The sequence below is a fragment of the Stenotrophomonas sp. STEN023 genome (genome assembly GCF_056760135.1).
This window is the reverse complement of the sequence record NZ_JBRREF010000009.1, coordinates 1-14,816: the sequence shown is the minus strand read 5'-3', so window position 1 is coordinate 14,816 and position 14,816 is coordinate 1. Positions and strand designations below refer to the sequence as shown.

Below are 14,816 nucleotides of genomic sequence, written 5' to 3'. Positions count from 1 at the left end.
ATGGCTGATTTATCTAAAGAATTAAGTTGCAGTCGCAACCAGCGCGAGTACGTTGCATCACTGCCAGATCAGCGCCGTTGCAGCCTGAGCAGCAGATCCTGCAGCGGCGTCAGCGCTGTCAGCATGCCGATCAGTACACCGCTGGCATTGGCAAGCGCATCCATCGAATCAGCCATCCGATTGGCCGTCAGCGCACCTTGCGCCCATTCAATACCAATGCCCAGCGCCACCAGGCCGACGGCTACCCAGCACAGCGCGCGGCGGCTGCCGAACAACTGCACCGCACTCGCCGACAGGGCGAAGTACGCCAGCACATGTTCGACCTTGTCGCTGTTCTGCGGCAGGTTCATTTCAGGCAGCGGAATCAGGCAGACCACGATCACCGTCAGCACCGCCGCACACCACAGGCCCAACCAGAATCGCTGATGACGCAGCGGTTTCAGCGCCGTGCTTACAACCGCCACGTCAGGTCACCGAGCAGGAACGCCGCCGACATGTCGACGTCACGACTGAAACCCATCACCTGGAAGCGCTCGCCCATTTCGGTCGGCAAGGTCAGCCGCTTGAGCTGATCGCGCAGGCGTATCTGGCCGACTTCATCGGTGCGCGCCTCGGCCTGCAGCAACAGATCGGTGATGCCGTTGCCGAGCAGGAAATTGGCCTGGTTGCTGTAACCAGCCAGGTCGAATCCGGCATTGGTACCGGCTTCGGCGAGCGCGGTGAAATCCACCGATGCAGTGATGTCCTGCAGGCCTGGCCACAGGAACACGTCGTTATGCATCCGGTGCCGGTAGAACGCACGCATCGTGCCGTCGGTGCGGTCGTGCTGGTAGAACTCGCTACGCGAATAACCGTAGTCGACGAACAGCATCGCACCACGCTGCAAGCCACCGGCCACGGCCTGGATCCAGTACGGCAACTGCGGCAGCACTTCGGAACGGTAACCGTGCGCGAACGGGCGCTCCAGATAGCGCTCCACATGCCGCACCGCGCCCAGCATCAGCTGGTCGGCTGGTTGTGCACCGCGCACGAAGCGGCCTTCGCCGTCGAGCTCCACCGTTTCTTCGTAGATCTCGCCTTCGTCGGCGAGGAAGCGCGGCGTCGGCAACGCATCGATCACCTCGTTGGCGAACAGCACGCCATCCCAGTCGTCATCGAAGGGACGATCCAACCACTCCACCAGCGCAAACACCGGCGGAATCAGCGCGCGCTCAAGACGTTCGCGCTGGCGCTCACGCAGGTCGGCGCTGGGTTCGAGGATGGCGTAGCGCTCGGGCAGCGCATCCAGCTCCAGCAGGCGCTTGAGCATGATCTCGGCGAATGCACCGCTGCCGCCGCCCAGTTCCAGCATGCGGGCCTGCGGACCGAGCTGGTTCAGTACCGGCGCCACCGCATTGGCGGTGGTGGCGGCAAACAGCGAGCCAATCTCCGGCGAAGTGACGAAGTCACCGGCCGCGCCAAACTTACTGGCGCCTGCGCTGTAATAGCCCCAACCCGGTGCATACAGTGCCAACTCCATGAAGCGTGAGAACGGCACTGCACCGCCCTGGGCGAGGATGTCCGCACGCAGGTGCGCGGCCAGCTGCTCGCTGTGGGCGAGCGCGTCTGAATCGGGGGTTGGCAGGTCGGAATGCATGATGCGGCGGTTTGCGAGGACAATGCACAGGATAGCTGAGTAAGGAAATCCCAGATGACAGAATCCCAACGGGTGGCCCTGGTCACCGGCAGCGCGCGCCGCATTGGCGCCGGCATTGCCCGTCACCTGCATGCCCATGGCTACCGCATCGCCCTGCATGCGCACCAGTCCAGCGAGGAGCTGCAATCACTGGCCTTCGACCTGGAGAGCGAGCGCGCGGGCAGCGTACTGGCGCTGGAGGCCGATCTGCGCGACGTGGCCGCGCTGCCTGACCTGGTCGAACAGACCGTCGGCCAGTTCGGCCGGCTGGACGCGCTGGTCAACAACGCCTCCAACTTCTTCCCTACCCCGTTCGGGCAGGTGCAGCCGGAGCAATGGGATGAATTGTTCGCGGTGAATACGCGCGCACCGTTCTTCCTGGCACAGGCCGCCGCACCGCACCTGATCAAGCAGCGCGGCGCCATCGTCAACCTGACCGATCTGCACGCCACCCAGCCGCTGCGCGAGCACCCGGCCTACAGCTCGGCCAAGGCCGCGCTGGAGATGGTGACGCGTTCCCTGGCACTGGAGCTAGCCCCGCATGTACGGGTCAATGCCATCGCCCCCGGCGCCATCCTCTGGCCCGAACAGGGCAAGAGCGAGGCGGCCAAGCAGAAGCTGATGGAGCGCACCCCGCTGGACCGCCTGGGCACCCCGCACGAGATCGCCTCGGCGGTACGCTGGCTGCTGGATGACGCCGGCTACATCACCGGCCAGACCCTGCGCCTGGACGGCGGCCGCCTGCTGACCTGAACCCTCGCGACCGTAGTGCCGAGCCATGCTCGGCAGGGGCGTTACCAGCGAAAAGCCGCCCTCACCCCAACCCCTCTCCCGCAAGCGGGAGAGGGGCTCAAGAACCCTTGGCCGCCCAAGACTTCTGTAGTGCCGAGCCATGCTCGGCAGGGGCATTACCGGCTAGGCCAATGCCGAGCATGGCTCGGCACTACCGCTTCAGCCCCTCTCCTGCGAAGCGGGAGAGGGGGTGGGGTGAGGGCAGCTGTTCGCTGGTAACGCCCTGGTAAAGCCCCTGCCGAGCATGGCTCGGCACTACAGGTGAAGCCTTACAACACCACCGTATCGAACGCCTGCCCATATTGCGGGTGCTGCTGCCACATCAGCTGCAGGCTCAGCCCGCGCACTGGATCAACAAATTCCGGGGCGATATCCGCCAGCGGCTTCAGCACGAAGGCGTGCTTCAACTCCGGGCGCGGGATGCGCAGATGGCCAGGGCCTTCCACCACCAGGTCGCCGTAATACACCACGTCGATATCCAGCGTCCGGTCGCTGAAGCGCGGGCCGGAACGGTCGCGCCCATGTGCGTCTTCCACCGCATGCAGCCAATCGTCCAACTCGCCCAGCGGCAGGTCGGTCTCCAGCATCACTGCGTTGTTGAGGAAGTCCGGGCCGTCGAACCCCACTGCCGGGGTGCGGTATGCCGGGGAGACGCTGATCGTGCCAAAACGTTCGCGCAACACGGCAACAGCCGCTTGCAGGTAGTGCCGCGGTTGCAGGTTGCTGCCCAGGCTGAGGAGCACGGTGGTCATGAGTTGGTTTGCCTGCAGGCCCACCCACGCCACGATGGGCGAGCTTGAGCACTGCATCGTAGGAGGGGGCGCACATCATAGGCCAGCCATTGCCAGCCCGCATATGCCGTCTGTGTTGCCTTCAGCCCACACCCAGCGCGTCGGCGACCGCGCGGAACACCCGCTGCATCTCCAGGGGCTTGGGCAACACATGCACGCTGATACCCGACGGTGCCTCGCCATCGGCGAATGCCGGCGCATTGGCGTCCTCCAGCACGATCGCCGGGCCGCGATAGCCCATCGCCTGCATCTCCGCCAGCAGCTGGCCGGCCGACAACAGTGGAATGCCGCTGTCTACCAACACTACGTCCGGCAAGCCCGCCTCCTGCAGGTGGCGCATCGCCACCGCGCCATCGCTGGCCAGGCGCATGCGATAGCCCTGGCTGGACAAGGCATTGCCCAGCAGCGACAAACGGGTGGCCTCGTCATCTACCACCAGCAAGCGCTCACCATGGCCGACGCGGGTTCTTTCCAGCGGCTCGGCATCCTCGTTGCCGCTGCTTTCGCACATCGGCAGCAGCAACTCGAAGGTGGTGCCCTCGCCCAGCTGGCTCTGCACCTGGATCTGCCCGCCTATGCTTTCAACGATGCGGTGACAGGACACCAGGCCCAGCCCGGTGCCCTCCGTCTTGGTCGTGAAAAAGGGCGTGAACAAACGCTGCACGGTGGCCGCATCCATGCCGATGCCATCATCGCTGACGCGGATGCGCACCTTGTCTTCCTCACCCGTCACACGTTCGGCAATCAGGCTCAAGCTGCCGCCGTCGGGCATTGCCTGGATGGCGTTGAGCGCAAGATTCAGCAAGACCTGCTGCAGTTCGGTGTAATTGGCCTCGACCGCCATGCGGTCATCGGACACCTCCAGATGCAGCTCGGCATTGCGCGGCAAGCTGCTCTTGAGCAGCATGCCCACGGCCTGGAACAGGCGCTGCAGCACGATACGTTCGCTGGGCTGGCGTGAGCCACGCACGAAGGACAGCATCGATTCGACCATCTCGTGGCCGCGGCGGCCGCACTCGGCAATGACATCAGCCAGGCGGATGATCTTGGGATCGTCACTGCGGTCGCGGATCAGGTCCGGAATGATCAGCAGCGGCTGCAGGATATTGCGCAGGTCATGGCTGAGCCCGGCGGCAAGCAAGGCCAGGCTCTCCAGGCGTTGCGCACGCATCAACTCGTCTTCCACCCGCAGCCGCTCACGCTCACTGCGGGTCTCGCGTACCAACCGCGCCACCGCCGACGGCAGACGCGCCGGCTGGTGCTTGATGATGTAGTCGTTGGCGCCGTGTTGCAGCGCCTCTACCGCGGTCTCCTCACCCATCGTGCCGGAGACAAAAATGAACGGAACACTGGGGTGCAGCTCACGCAGGATGTGCAGCGCAAAGTAGCCGGAAAACCCGGGCATGCTGAGATCCGACAGCACGATGTCCGGCATCCATTCGGTCAGCGCCGCGCGCATGGCCGGCTCACTGTCGACACGCTCGAACGTGATCTCCAGCCCAGCCTCAAGCAGCTGGTCGACGACCAGCTCGGCATCCTCCGGCGAATCCTCCACCAGCAGGATTCGCAACGGCCCCAATGGCGCTCCCTTGTTCGGCATCTGTGCTTACTCGTGCTCCGGCGCTTGGTTGATCAATGCCCAGAAAGTGCCGATCGTCCGCACCGCCTGGAAGAACTGGTCGATGTCCACCGGCTTGACCACATAGGCGTTGACGCCCAGGTCCCAGCTGCGGGCCAGGTCGCTCTCTTCGCGCGAGGAAGACAGGATCACCACCGGCAGGCGCTTGAGTTCCTCGTCGGCGCGGATCAGCCGCAGCACTTCCAACCCGTCCATGCGCGGCATCTTGATATCCAGCAGCAGCACGGCCGGCAGGCCTTCCTCACGCTGGGCGAAGGCGCCGCGCCTGAGCAGGAAATCCATTGCCTCGACCCCGTCTTCCACATGCACGATGGGATTGGCCAGTGATGCATCACGCAGCGCGTCGATCGCCATTTCGGCATCGGCTTCGCTGTCTTCGGCAAGCAGGATGGTGCGCAGGGGACTCATTCCACGGTGTCCTTGTTGGGTACGTCGGTTGTGGTTGCCGGGGGCAGAATGAAACTGAACGTTGCGCCTTTATCCACCTGTGCATCGGCCCAGATACGACCGCCATGGCGGGTAAGCACCCGTCGCACGCTGGCCAGGCCAATACCGGTGCCTGGATATTCCGACGCCTTGTGCAGGCGCTGGAACACGCCAAACAGCTTGGAGGCGTATTGCATGTCGAAACCAGCACCGTTGTCGGTGACGCTGAACTGGTGGCTGCCATCCGGCAGCTGCTTGGCACTGATCTCGATCACCGCCTTGTCGCGGGCGGCGGTGTATTTGACCGCGTTGCCAAGCAGGTTCAGCCAGACCTGGCGCAACATGTTCTCGTCGCCGATCAGCATTGGCAGCCTGCCGATCTTCCACTCCACCTCGCGCACCTTCCCCTCCGCGCCGGCTTCGTTCTTCAGGTTGGAGTCCAGCAGCGCACGGGTGTCGGCCACCAGCGACTGCATGTCCACGCGCTGCAGGCGCATCGCACCGCGCCCCAGGCGCGAGTAGACCAGCAGGTCATCGATCAAGGCGGCCATCAGCTGCGCCGAGCTGCTGATCACGTTGAGGTAGTGCTGTGTCTTGTCGTCTATGGTATCGCCAAGATGGCGACCCAACTTGTCGGAAAAGCCCGCGACGTGTCGCAATGGCGCACGCAGATCGTGCGAGACGGAGTAACTGAAGGCTTCCAGCTCACGATTGACATCGGCCATCTGCTCGACCTTGCCTTCGAGCTGGTGGTTGAGTTCCTCCACATGCTGTTGCACGGCGCGCTGCACAGTGACGTCACTGATCGTCATCAGCACCACGTCATCTTCCGCGTCAGGCAAGGCCATGCGCCGGGCATTGATCAGCATGGTGCGATTGATGCCATCAACGCTGCGCTGCTGGTGTTCGAAATCCCACAACTCGCGCCCACGCAGCAATACATCCGCCAAGCGCTGGCGTACCAGCGGGTCGTCCCACGCGCCATCGCCGATGTCCTGCAGCTGGCGCAGGCTGATATCGGCATCATCAACGCCATACAGCTCGGTAAATGCGGCGTTGTGCAGCACCACCCGCAATTTGCCGTCGAGCAGCACGATGGGCTCACGCACTGTCTGCAGCACCGCAGCGGCACGAGCGCTGGCCTTGCTCAGGCGCAGCTCAACATCGGCACGGCCGCCAATCTGCCGCTTCAGCAGCCACAGCACCAGCCCCAGCAGCAACAGCTGCACCACCAACGCGGTCCAGGTAACCATCGACGCCAGCTGCTGCTGGTTTCTTGCCTTGGCCGCGCGCTTTACCAGCAGCGCATCCTCGTGCTCCTGCAGTTCCTGGACCAGCTGCCGGATCGGGTACTGGAAGGTCATCTCCTCGATCAGCTCGCGCTGTCGCGGCGAATCGGTGCTGGCTGCAATCTCCCTGGCCAGCGCCATGCGCCGCTCCAGCATCGAGTCCATCTTGCCGATCCGCACCAGCTGTTCAGGGCTGTCGCTGACCAATTGCGCCAGTTCGCTGATATTGACGTCAATGCGATCGGCCATCTGCAGCCGTTCCTGCAGCGCCGGCGAATCGATACCCTTGGACAGGGTCAGCGCAGCCGACTCCACGTCCCGGATGTCGGCCTGCAGGTTGTACAGGCGTGCGCCCACCGCCTGGGTGTGCGCAACCCAGTTCGCCGCATTGATGCTGTCCGCAGCCAGCCGCTGCAAGGTCAAGGCCGGCACCACGATGATCAACAACGCAGCCAAGCCCAGCCCGTACAGGCGCCAGCGGCTCCAGTCATCGTCGGTCAATCGTGTCGCCATCCCTTCCCCTGCGTGCTGACGGACCGGCGCGTGACGCGGCGGCCCGGAGTTCGTCGACCGTGTCGACCCGGGGTCAATCGATGGCAGCGTGACCGGCACGACAGCATCGCTGACTGTCAGCCAAGGATTGCACGAATACGTGTACCCGTGCACTCCCTATTAACATGGCCTGTGCGCGTCAGCGCATGCACGGCGGAAAGCCTCAGCTCGAACTGCCTGCAGGCTTGATCGCGTGCCCACCAAATTCATTGCGCATCGCCGCCAGCATGCGGTCGCTGAATGAATTGGACTGGCGCGAGCGCAACCGCTCCAGCAACGACAAGGTGATCACCGGTGCCGGCACATCCAGCTCGATGGCCTCGGCCACGGTCCAGCGGCCTTCACCGGAATCCTCCACGTACGGGGCGATGCCATCCAGGGCCGGATTTGCCTGCAGCGCGTCGGCACTGAGATCCAGCAGCCACGAGCGCACCACGCTGCCATGCCGCCAGACCTCGGCCACCTTGGCCAGGTCCAGGTCGAACTCGGCCTTCTTCTCCATCAGCGCAAAGCCCTCGGCATAGGCCTGCATCATTCCGTACTCGATGCCGTTATGGACCATCTTGCTGAAATGGCCCGCACCAACCGGGCCAACATGCGCCCAGCCGCGGTCAACCGCCGGTGCCAGTGCCTTGAACAGCGGCGACAAGCGCGCCACCACCTCGGCCTCACCGCCGATCATCAGGCAGTAGCCTTCCTGCAACCCCCACACGCCACCGCTGGTGCCGCAATCCACGAATGCGACCCGGGCCTCGGCACAGCGTGCAGCACGTTGCTGCGACTGCTTGTACCAGGAGTTGCCGCCGTCGATCACCACGTCACCGGCTGACAGCAGCGGCAGCAGGCTGTCCAGCGTGGCATCGACCACCTTGGACGGCACCATCAACCACAACGCACGCGGGGCCGGCAGTGCCTGCACCAGGGCCGATAATGTCTCCACCGTGGCGATACCGTGGGCTGCCACCTGTGCCCGCGCCTGTTCGCCCGGATCAAATCCGGTGACGGCAATCCCCGCACGCTGCAGACGCTGTGCCATGTTGGCACCCATGCGGCCCAGGCCGATCATTCCCAATTCCATGCTGAAGCTCCTCCGACGGTAGTGACTATCCTGCTGCGCAAGCCCGCAAACGGGCCTGCAACCAGCGTTGGTAAATGGTGGTGTGCAGGTTATGCAGCACCAGCTCGATGACAAACGGTGTACGTGGATTGCGGTCCAGCAGACGCGCGATGTGATACCCGAGCGGACGCACGCCCTGGTGATGCACGTACAGCATCAGCTCGCGGTACACCGGATCGGCCAGCACCGCATCCATCTGTGCCAGCACCGCCTGTTGTGGCACCGACAACACTGCACGCAAGCCCGCGTCACGCTCATACAGCAGTCGCTCGAAGCGTCGCCAACCGCCGCCTGGCAACTGCTGCGCCAGCTCCCACAACTTTTTGTTGAGTGCATCGTAATGGACGAAGCCAGCATGCCGCGCCAAGGCCTCGGCTGCTGCCGCACTGACATCGGTGATGACGAAGTTCTCGGCCTGGTTGTTGATGTCATCCAGATACGCAGCGTCGAAAGCATGCACGATATAGCCCGGCGCGCCCATGAACGCCTGCCGACCCAGCGCGGAGGTACGCACCGCCTTGCCGTCACCAAACAACTCGCCTGCGCCGCTGCCCAGCAGGATGCTCGGGGTGTCATGCAGGCTCAGGAAGGTGCCGATCGACAGTTCGCCGGGGCTGAACGCGGTATCGAAGGCAGCATCACCGAACAACTCACGAAACGTCGCCAGCTGCGCCACCTGCCGCCCTACCCCGCATTCGGAACGCACCCGGCCGGAATAGAAGGCCTCCAGGGCCACCGAATTGCGTGCCTGCGGTACATAGCCGCGGCCAAAGCTGCGGAACCGCTGCCAGCCCTGCGCGCGGGCACCGCGCGCGCCAAACCCAATCCAGCCCAGCTGCAACGCCGAGAAGCGATAGCCGGGGTTGTCCTGCAAGCGCGAGCTGGCGGTGCGCGCCGCATCACCGAGTTTGAAAGCGTAGGCGCAGATGCTCGCCGGCTGCTGCAGTACCTGCGCGGCCAACTGCTCGCGTTGCGCGGTGCTGTAGCCGCGTGGCACCAGCAGGCGCAGATCACCCTGCATCTGTGCTTCGGCCAGCGAAGCGCGTCGGCAGGGATCACCGCCAGTGATCTGCGGCGTGGACGCTTCACCTTGTTTCAGCTGCCAGCCCAACTCCTGCAGCAGCGCCATATTGCAGCCTGCTTCAGCCAGCAACGGCACCGCCAACGCAGACAACAACAAGGTCCATCGGCCAGCCCGCTGCGTTGCGTGCCAGCCAAACCTCATCGTGCCGGTTCCAGCGGAACCGGCGGTGTCGCCTGTTCCACGTAGTACTGCAGGCGGCCGAAGAAATTGCGATAGAACTGCGCATCCTGCACGGTGCTGCTGGCAACCCGCACCAGCGAGTCGTCGTTGCTGCCGAACGGCAGCGACACCGAGCCCAGCGCGCCAACGCCGACGCTGGCCGAGGTCGGCGACTTCTTCAGTGCGTAACGGTCCTGCACCGCGCTGACGAACACCTGCGCCTTGCCTGCACCCTGTGCCGCGCAGGACACCCGCAGCACCAGTTGCTCGTGTACCTCGTCCTTGGGCTGGAAGTTCTTGTTGCCTTCCACATTGCTGGCGTCGGCACGGGTGATCGCATAGCCCTGGCCGAGCAGCGCGCGGCGCGCGGCTTCACAGGCCTGAGCCGGTGCAGCATCGATACTGCGTGTATAGGTATCGCCTGAATCAAAGGATTCGCGCAGCAAGGTGCTGTCGGCGGCTTTACCACCGCAACCGGCGAGCAGCAGGCTCACGCCACTCAGCGCATGCAGCAGATGTCGGCGCATGGGCACCTCCACAGTCAGCGTAGGCCCACAGCATAACGCCGCCAACGTAGGGCTACGTTGACGGCGTTGAATGCGTGCACAAGCTATTGTCGCTGCGCTCAGCTCGGCTGTGCGCAGCGCGGTGTCAGTCTGCCCAGCGGCCCGGGCCGGTGGACTGCGGCAGCACCTGTGCCGACAGCGGACGGTCCTTCTCCAGCACATTGAGGGCGTCGGCGAGGATCGATGCCGATTCCTTCAACAGCGGATCCGGACGCTTCTCGGCAGCCTTCTCGCGGGCGGCATCCTTGACGATGTCGCGCTCGTTGCCGGTCAGGCCGTCGTCGGTGCTGTCTTCGGCCAGCGGATCCAGCGGCAGGCCCAGGTCCTTGCGGATCTGCTGGCGCTGCTTGCGCTGTGCTTCCTGCTTGTCACGCTCGGTGCGGCGCTCGGCCTCATTGAGCGAGACATACTTCTTGGCAGCCTCGGTGCGGAACTGCTGCACGTCTTCTTCCCACCACTGGAACTCACGGTCGGCGCGGATGCGCGTGGCATGCAGGGTTTCCAGACGCGGCACGATCGGTGCGAAGTTGCCGTACTGGGTGTGCGGCACGGCAGCAATGCGGGTCCACGGCAGCGCGTTGTCGTAGGTGCTCTCACCAAACTCGCTGGCATCGACACTGGCCGGGAAGGCCAGGTCCGGCACCACGCCCTTGTGCTGGGTGCTGGAGCCACTGACGCGGAAGAACTGGGCGATGGTCAGCTTGACCTGGCCAAAGCGTTCCTTCTCGCTGGCCGGCCAACGGTCCAGCGGTACCACGTTCTGCACGGTGCCCTTGCCGAAGGTGGTCTCACCGATCACCAGGCCACGGCCGTAGTCCTGGATGGCGCCGGCAAAGATCTCCGAGGCCGAGGCCGAACCACGGTTGATCAGCACTGCCAACGGGCCGTCCCAGGCAACCGCCGGGTTGCGGTCGCTGTTGACGGTGACGCGGCCACCGGATTCACGCACCTGCACCACCGGGCCCTGCTCGATGAACAGACCGGTCAGTTCGATGGCTTCATCCAGCGAACCACCGCCGTTGTTGCGCAGGTCCAGCACCACGCCGTCGAGCTTGTCGGCCTTGAAGCCGGCCAGCAGCTTGGCCACGTCACGGGTGGCGGAGGCGTAGTCGGCAGCATTGCGGCGACGGCCTTCGAAGTCCTGGTAGAAGGTCGGCAACTTGACCACACCGATGCGGCGCTCCTGCTCGCCACCGACGCCCGGGATGGTCATCGTCTCGCCCTTGGCGGCCTGCTCGGACAGACGGATCTTCTGCCGGGTCAGGGTCAGCATGCGGTGCTTGCCGTCCACGCCTTCGGCGGCCGGGATGTACTCCAGGCGTACCTGGGTGTCCTTGGCGCCACGGATCTTGCCGACCACATCGTCGATGCGCCAGCCGATCACGTCCTCGACCGGACCGGAACGGCCCTGGCCAACGCCAACGATGCGATCACCGGCCTTGAGCGTGCCGTCCATCGCCACCGGACCACCCGGCACCACTTCACGGATCACCACCATGTCGTCCTGGCGCTGCAACTGGGCACCAATGCCCTCCAGCGACAACGACATGGCCTGGTTGAAGTTCTCGGCCGTGCGCGGGGTGAAGTAATCGGTATGCGGGTCGACGGCGCTGGTGTAGGCGTTCATGTAGAACGAGAACACATCCTCGCCCTTCACCTCGGTGATGGACTTGAGCAGGGTGTCGTAACGCTTGTCCAGGGTCTTGCGGATGTCGGCGGCCGGCTTGCCGGCCAGCTTCAGCCGCAACCAGTCGTTCTTGACCGACTTGCGCCACAGCTCATCCAGCTCGGTGCTGGTTGCCCACGGCACGTCCTTGCGGTCGTAGTTGAAGCGCTCTTCAACCGTGAAATCCGGCTCCTGGCGCAGCAGGCGGCGGGCATAGGCCACGCGCTCACCAACGCGCTGACGGTACACCGCGAACACCTGGTAGGCAGGGTCCAGCTCCCCCGAACGGATGGCATCACCGGTCTGCGCGGCCAAGGGCGCAAAACGATCCACGTCCTCCTTGGTGAAGAACTGCTTGCCGCTGTCCAGCGACTCCAGGTAACGCTTGAACACGTCCTGCGAGGTCGCCGCGTCCAGCTGGCGCGGGCGGTAGGCGTAACGGCTGTCCGAAAGCAGGCCGTAGACCAGCTTGGAGGTGGTGGCCTGGTCGAGTGTCGCTGCCGAGGGCAAGGCCGAATCAGCGCGCGCCAGCAAGGCGGCGGGAGCGGTCAGCGCGAAGGCCAGCAGGAAAACGGGAACTCGGTAGTTCATCAAAGTACTCGTGGCACCGAATGTTGTGGGGAGACTGCGGGCAAGTACGACACACCGACAGTGCCGAAAGTTTCGGCACTTGTCACCTTGCTCGGCTCCAGAGTAGCTGCCGGCCCGTAGCAGTTTGTGAATCGCCGCGGTGGCACTACTCGAATTGACGCGATCCCGGCTGCGGCAGTGGGCCGCAGCGGGATGTCAGGCTGTTGTTCAGACAGCGACGCCGGCACCAGCGGCCTGCTGGTCGGCATGGTAGGACGAACGCACCATCGGGCCGGAGGCGACGTGGGTGAAGCCCAGTTCGTAGCCGTAGTCCTCGAACGCCTTGTATTCCTCCGGCGTCCAATAACGCAGCACCGGGTGGTGGTGGGCGGTCGGCTGCAGGTACTGGCCGATGGTCACCATTTCCACGTCGTGCGCGCGCAGGTCACGCAGGGTGGCCTGCACCTGCTCGAAGGTTTCACCCAGGCCGAGCATGATGCCGGACTTGGTCGGCACGTTCGGGTGCTGTGCCTTGAAGTTCTTCAGCAAGGTCAGCGACCACTGGTAGTCCGCGCCCGGGCGTACGTTGCGGTACAGGTCCGGCACGGTTTCGATGTTGTGGTTGAACACGTCCGGCGGATTCTGCGCCAGGATTTCCAGCGCGCGCTCCATGCGGCCCTTGCCACGGAAGTCCGGGGTCAGCACTTCGATGCGGGTCTTGGGCGACTTCTCGCGGATGGCAGTGATGCAATCGACGAAGTGCTGGGCTCCGCCGTCACGCAGATCATCGCGGTCGACGCTGGTCACCACCACGTACTTCAGGCCCATGTCGGCCACGGTCTGGCCAAGGCTGGCCGGCTCGTTGGCGTCCGGCGGCTTGGGCCGGCCGTGGGCCACGTCGCAGAACGAGCAGCGACGGGTACAGACCTCGCCCAGGATCATGAAGGTGGCGGTGCCATGGCCGAAGCACTCGTGGATGTTCGGGCAACTGGCTTCCTCGCACACCGTCACCAGACGGTTCTCGCGCAGCTTGGCCTTGAGGTTGGCCACGGCATTGCCCGAGGGAATGCGCACGCGGATCCAGGAAGGCTTGCGCAGCACCGGCGCGTCGGCAAACTGCACCGGCGAGCGGTTGATCTTGTCACCGCCAAGCTGTTTGACACCGGCCTGCAACGGCGCGGACGGAATGTCGCCCTGCACGACCTGCAGGGGAATGGAGCGCGTGGTGGTTTCAGTCATGGCGTTATCAGCGGTCTCAGAGCCGCGTAGTCAGATCGGGCAGTTCGGGCGTCGGCTGCAAGGCCAGGCCGAACTGCTGGGCCAGATGGGACAGCAGCACCGACTTGACCGCTTCGATGCCCGAAGGACCGCCCAAGTCTAGCACCGAGGTCACCTGCATCCCGGCGTAACCGCAGGGGTTGATGCGATGGAAGGGTTCCAGGTCCAGCGACACATTGAACGCCAGCCCGTGGAAACTGCAGCCGCGGCGAACGCGGATGCCGAGCGCGGCGATCTTGGCGCCGCCCACGTAGACACCGGGCGCGCCGTCCATGCGTTCGGCACCGATGTTCCACTCATCCAGCGTATCGATGATGGCCTGCTCGATGCGGCACACGTAGTCACGCACACCGATGCCGAGCCGGCGTAGGTCCAGCAGCGGGTAGACCACGATCTGGCCGGGGCCGTGATAGGTCACCTGGCCGCCGCGGTCCACATGCAGCACCGGGATATCGCCGGCCGCCAGCACGTGTTCCGGCTTGCCGGCCTGGCCCAGGGTGAACACCGGGTCATGCTCGACTACCCAAAGCTCATCGCTGGTGTCGTCGGTACGGGTATCGGTGAACTGCTGCATCGCGTGCCAGACCGGCTCATAGCCCTGCCGGCCAAGATCGCGCAGCACTGCCGGACGCAGCGCCTTGCGCGGCGTCTCCACAGCACAGGCGGTTACAGCGTCCACTTCACTTCCGGGTGGTCACGCATCACCTCATGGGCGGCGTCGTACTGCTCGCGGCTGCCGGCCTTGAAGGCGATGCGCACCGAGACGTACTTGCCGTTGGAGGACTCTTTCCAGCTGATGCGCTCTTCCAGTACCTCAATACCGGCGCTTTGCAGCAACTTGGGCAGCTCCGTCTCCAGACCGATATTGGCCGCGCCCATGGCGCTGAGCTCAAAGGTACCGGGGAACTGGAAGCCGTGTTCAGGGTTGTCGGACTTGATTTCCATGCCGCCATTATCGGGGCGAACGCCCACAAACCCAAGGCCACAGCCGATTTACAGCCTTCTACAGGCGCACGGTAGTGCCGAGCCATGCTCGGCAAGGGGCTTTACCAGCAACGCTCGCTGTAGGAGCGGGGTCAGCCGCGAAGCTGGCAATCCACATCGCTCCGTACTGTCCGCAACCTGAACGCCTACGGGCTTGGGGGGGGGGGGGGCCGCCGGCCAAAAAAAATTGAGGGGGCGGCCCGGGGCAGCGGGGGGGGGGGCGGGCGG

Annotated in this window: 14 protein-coding genes; 1 reads left to right on the top strand and 13 read right to left on the bottom strand. The window is 64.6% G+C overall.

The genetic code is table 11. From position 1 onward, the window contains the following. Positions 1–68: 68 nt before the first annotated feature. Both ACVOLV_RS04045 and ACVOLV_RS04040 read right to left on the bottom strand, forming a co-directional pair. Positions 69–464 (bottom strand): VanZ family protein, encoded by a 396-nt coding sequence (locus ACVOLV_RS04045; protein WP_481553257.1) that lies wholly within the window; start codon positions 462–464, stop codon positions 69–71. Then, positions 452–1,636, bottom strand: a complete 1,185-nt coding sequence (locus tag ACVOLV_RS04040; protein WP_481553256.1) for a class I SAM-dependent methyltransferase — start codon at positions 1,634–1,636, stop codon at positions 452–454. Before ACVOLV_RS04040 ends, ACVOLV_RS04045 begins: the two co-directional genes overlap by 13 nt. A 54-nt stretch (positions 1,637–1,690) precedes the next feature. On the opposite strand from ACVOLV_RS04040, the gene ACVOLV_RS04035 reads away from it, so the two are divergent. Then, on the top strand, positions 1,691–2,428 hold the full coding sequence (locus ACVOLV_RS04035; RefSeq protein WP_481513788.1) for a pteridine reductase: 738 nt from the start codon (positions 1,691–1,693) through the stop codon (positions 2,426–2,428). A gap of 308 nt (positions 2,429–2,736) precedes the next feature. Here the strand turns inward: ACVOLV_RS04035 and folK are convergent, their stop codons facing one another. From folK to ACVOLV_RS03980, 11 genes are all read right to left on the bottom strand, one after another. Then, positions 2,737–3,219, bottom strand: a complete 483-nt coding sequence (gene folK, locus ACVOLV_RS04030; RefSeq protein WP_481553255.1) for a 2-amino-4-hydroxy-6-hydroxymethyldihydropteridine diphosphokinase — start codon at positions 3,217–3,219, stop codon at positions 2,737–2,739. Between the two features lie 121 nt (positions 3,220–3,340). After that, positions 3,341–4,858 (bottom strand): ATP-binding response regulator, encoded by a 1,518-nt coding sequence (locus ACVOLV_RS04025; RefSeq protein WP_481553254.1) that lies wholly within the window; start codon positions 4,856–4,858, stop codon positions 3,341–3,343. Positions 4,859–4,864: 6 nt separating this feature from the next. After that, positions 4,865–5,305, bottom strand: coding sequence for a response regulator (locus ACVOLV_RS04020; protein ID WP_481553253.1), 441 nt, complete (start codon positions 5,303–5,305; stop codon positions 4,865–4,867). Then, positions 5,302–7,125: a sensor histidine kinase gene (locus tag ACVOLV_RS04015; protein WP_481553252.1), complete on the bottom strand. Its 1,824-nt coding sequence runs from the start codon at positions 7,123–7,125 to the stop codon at positions 5,302–5,304. Before ACVOLV_RS04015 ends, ACVOLV_RS04020 begins: the two co-directional genes overlap by 4 nt. 202 nt (positions 7,126–7,327) lie before the next feature. After that, a complete protein-coding gene (gene gnd, locus ACVOLV_RS04010) occupies positions 7,328–8,356 on the bottom strand; it encodes a phosphogluconate dehydrogenase (NAD(+)-dependent, decarboxylating) (RefSeq protein ID WP_481553251.1) in 1,029 nt (342 codons plus the stop codon). Further along, positions 8,268–9,506: a hypothetical protein gene (locus ACVOLV_RS04005; protein WP_481553250.1), complete on the bottom strand. Its 1,239-nt coding sequence runs from the start codon at positions 9,504–9,506 to the stop codon at positions 8,268–8,270. Before ACVOLV_RS04005 ends, gnd begins: the two co-directional genes overlap by 89 nt. Then, positions 9,503–10,051 carry a DUF2242 domain-containing protein gene (locus ACVOLV_RS04000; protein ID WP_481553249.1) on the bottom strand — a complete coding sequence of 183 codons (549 nt, stop codon included), beginning with the start codon at positions 10,049–10,051 and terminating at the stop codon, positions 9,503–9,505. Before ACVOLV_RS04000 ends, ACVOLV_RS04005 begins: the two co-directional genes overlap by 4 nt. Before the next feature lie 124 nt (positions 10,052–10,175). After that, positions 10,176–12,347: a carboxy terminal-processing peptidase gene (locus tag ACVOLV_RS03995; protein ID WP_481553248.1), complete on the bottom strand. Its 2,172-nt coding sequence runs from the start codon at positions 12,345–12,347 to the stop codon at positions 10,176–10,178. Positions 12,348–12,554: 207 nt separating this feature from the next. Continuing rightward, positions 12,555–13,565, bottom strand: coding sequence for a lipoyl synthase (gene lipA / locus ACVOLV_RS03990; RefSeq protein ID WP_481513795.1), 1,011 nt, complete (start codon positions 13,563–13,565; stop codon positions 12,555–12,557). 16 nt (positions 13,566–13,581) lie between these two features. Then, complete coding sequence (lipB, locus tag ACVOLV_RS03985) at positions 13,582–14,283, bottom strand: lipoyl(octanoyl) transferase LipB (RefSeq protein WP_481553247.1); 702 nt, start codon at positions 14,281–14,283, stop codon at positions 13,582–13,584. After that, complete coding sequence (locus ACVOLV_RS03980) at positions 14,271–14,549, bottom strand: DUF493 family protein (protein ID WP_481553246.1); 279 nt, start codon at positions 14,547–14,549, stop codon at positions 14,271–14,273. Before ACVOLV_RS03980 ends, lipB begins: the two co-directional genes overlap by 13 nt. Positions 14,550–14,816: the final 267 nt, after the last annotated feature.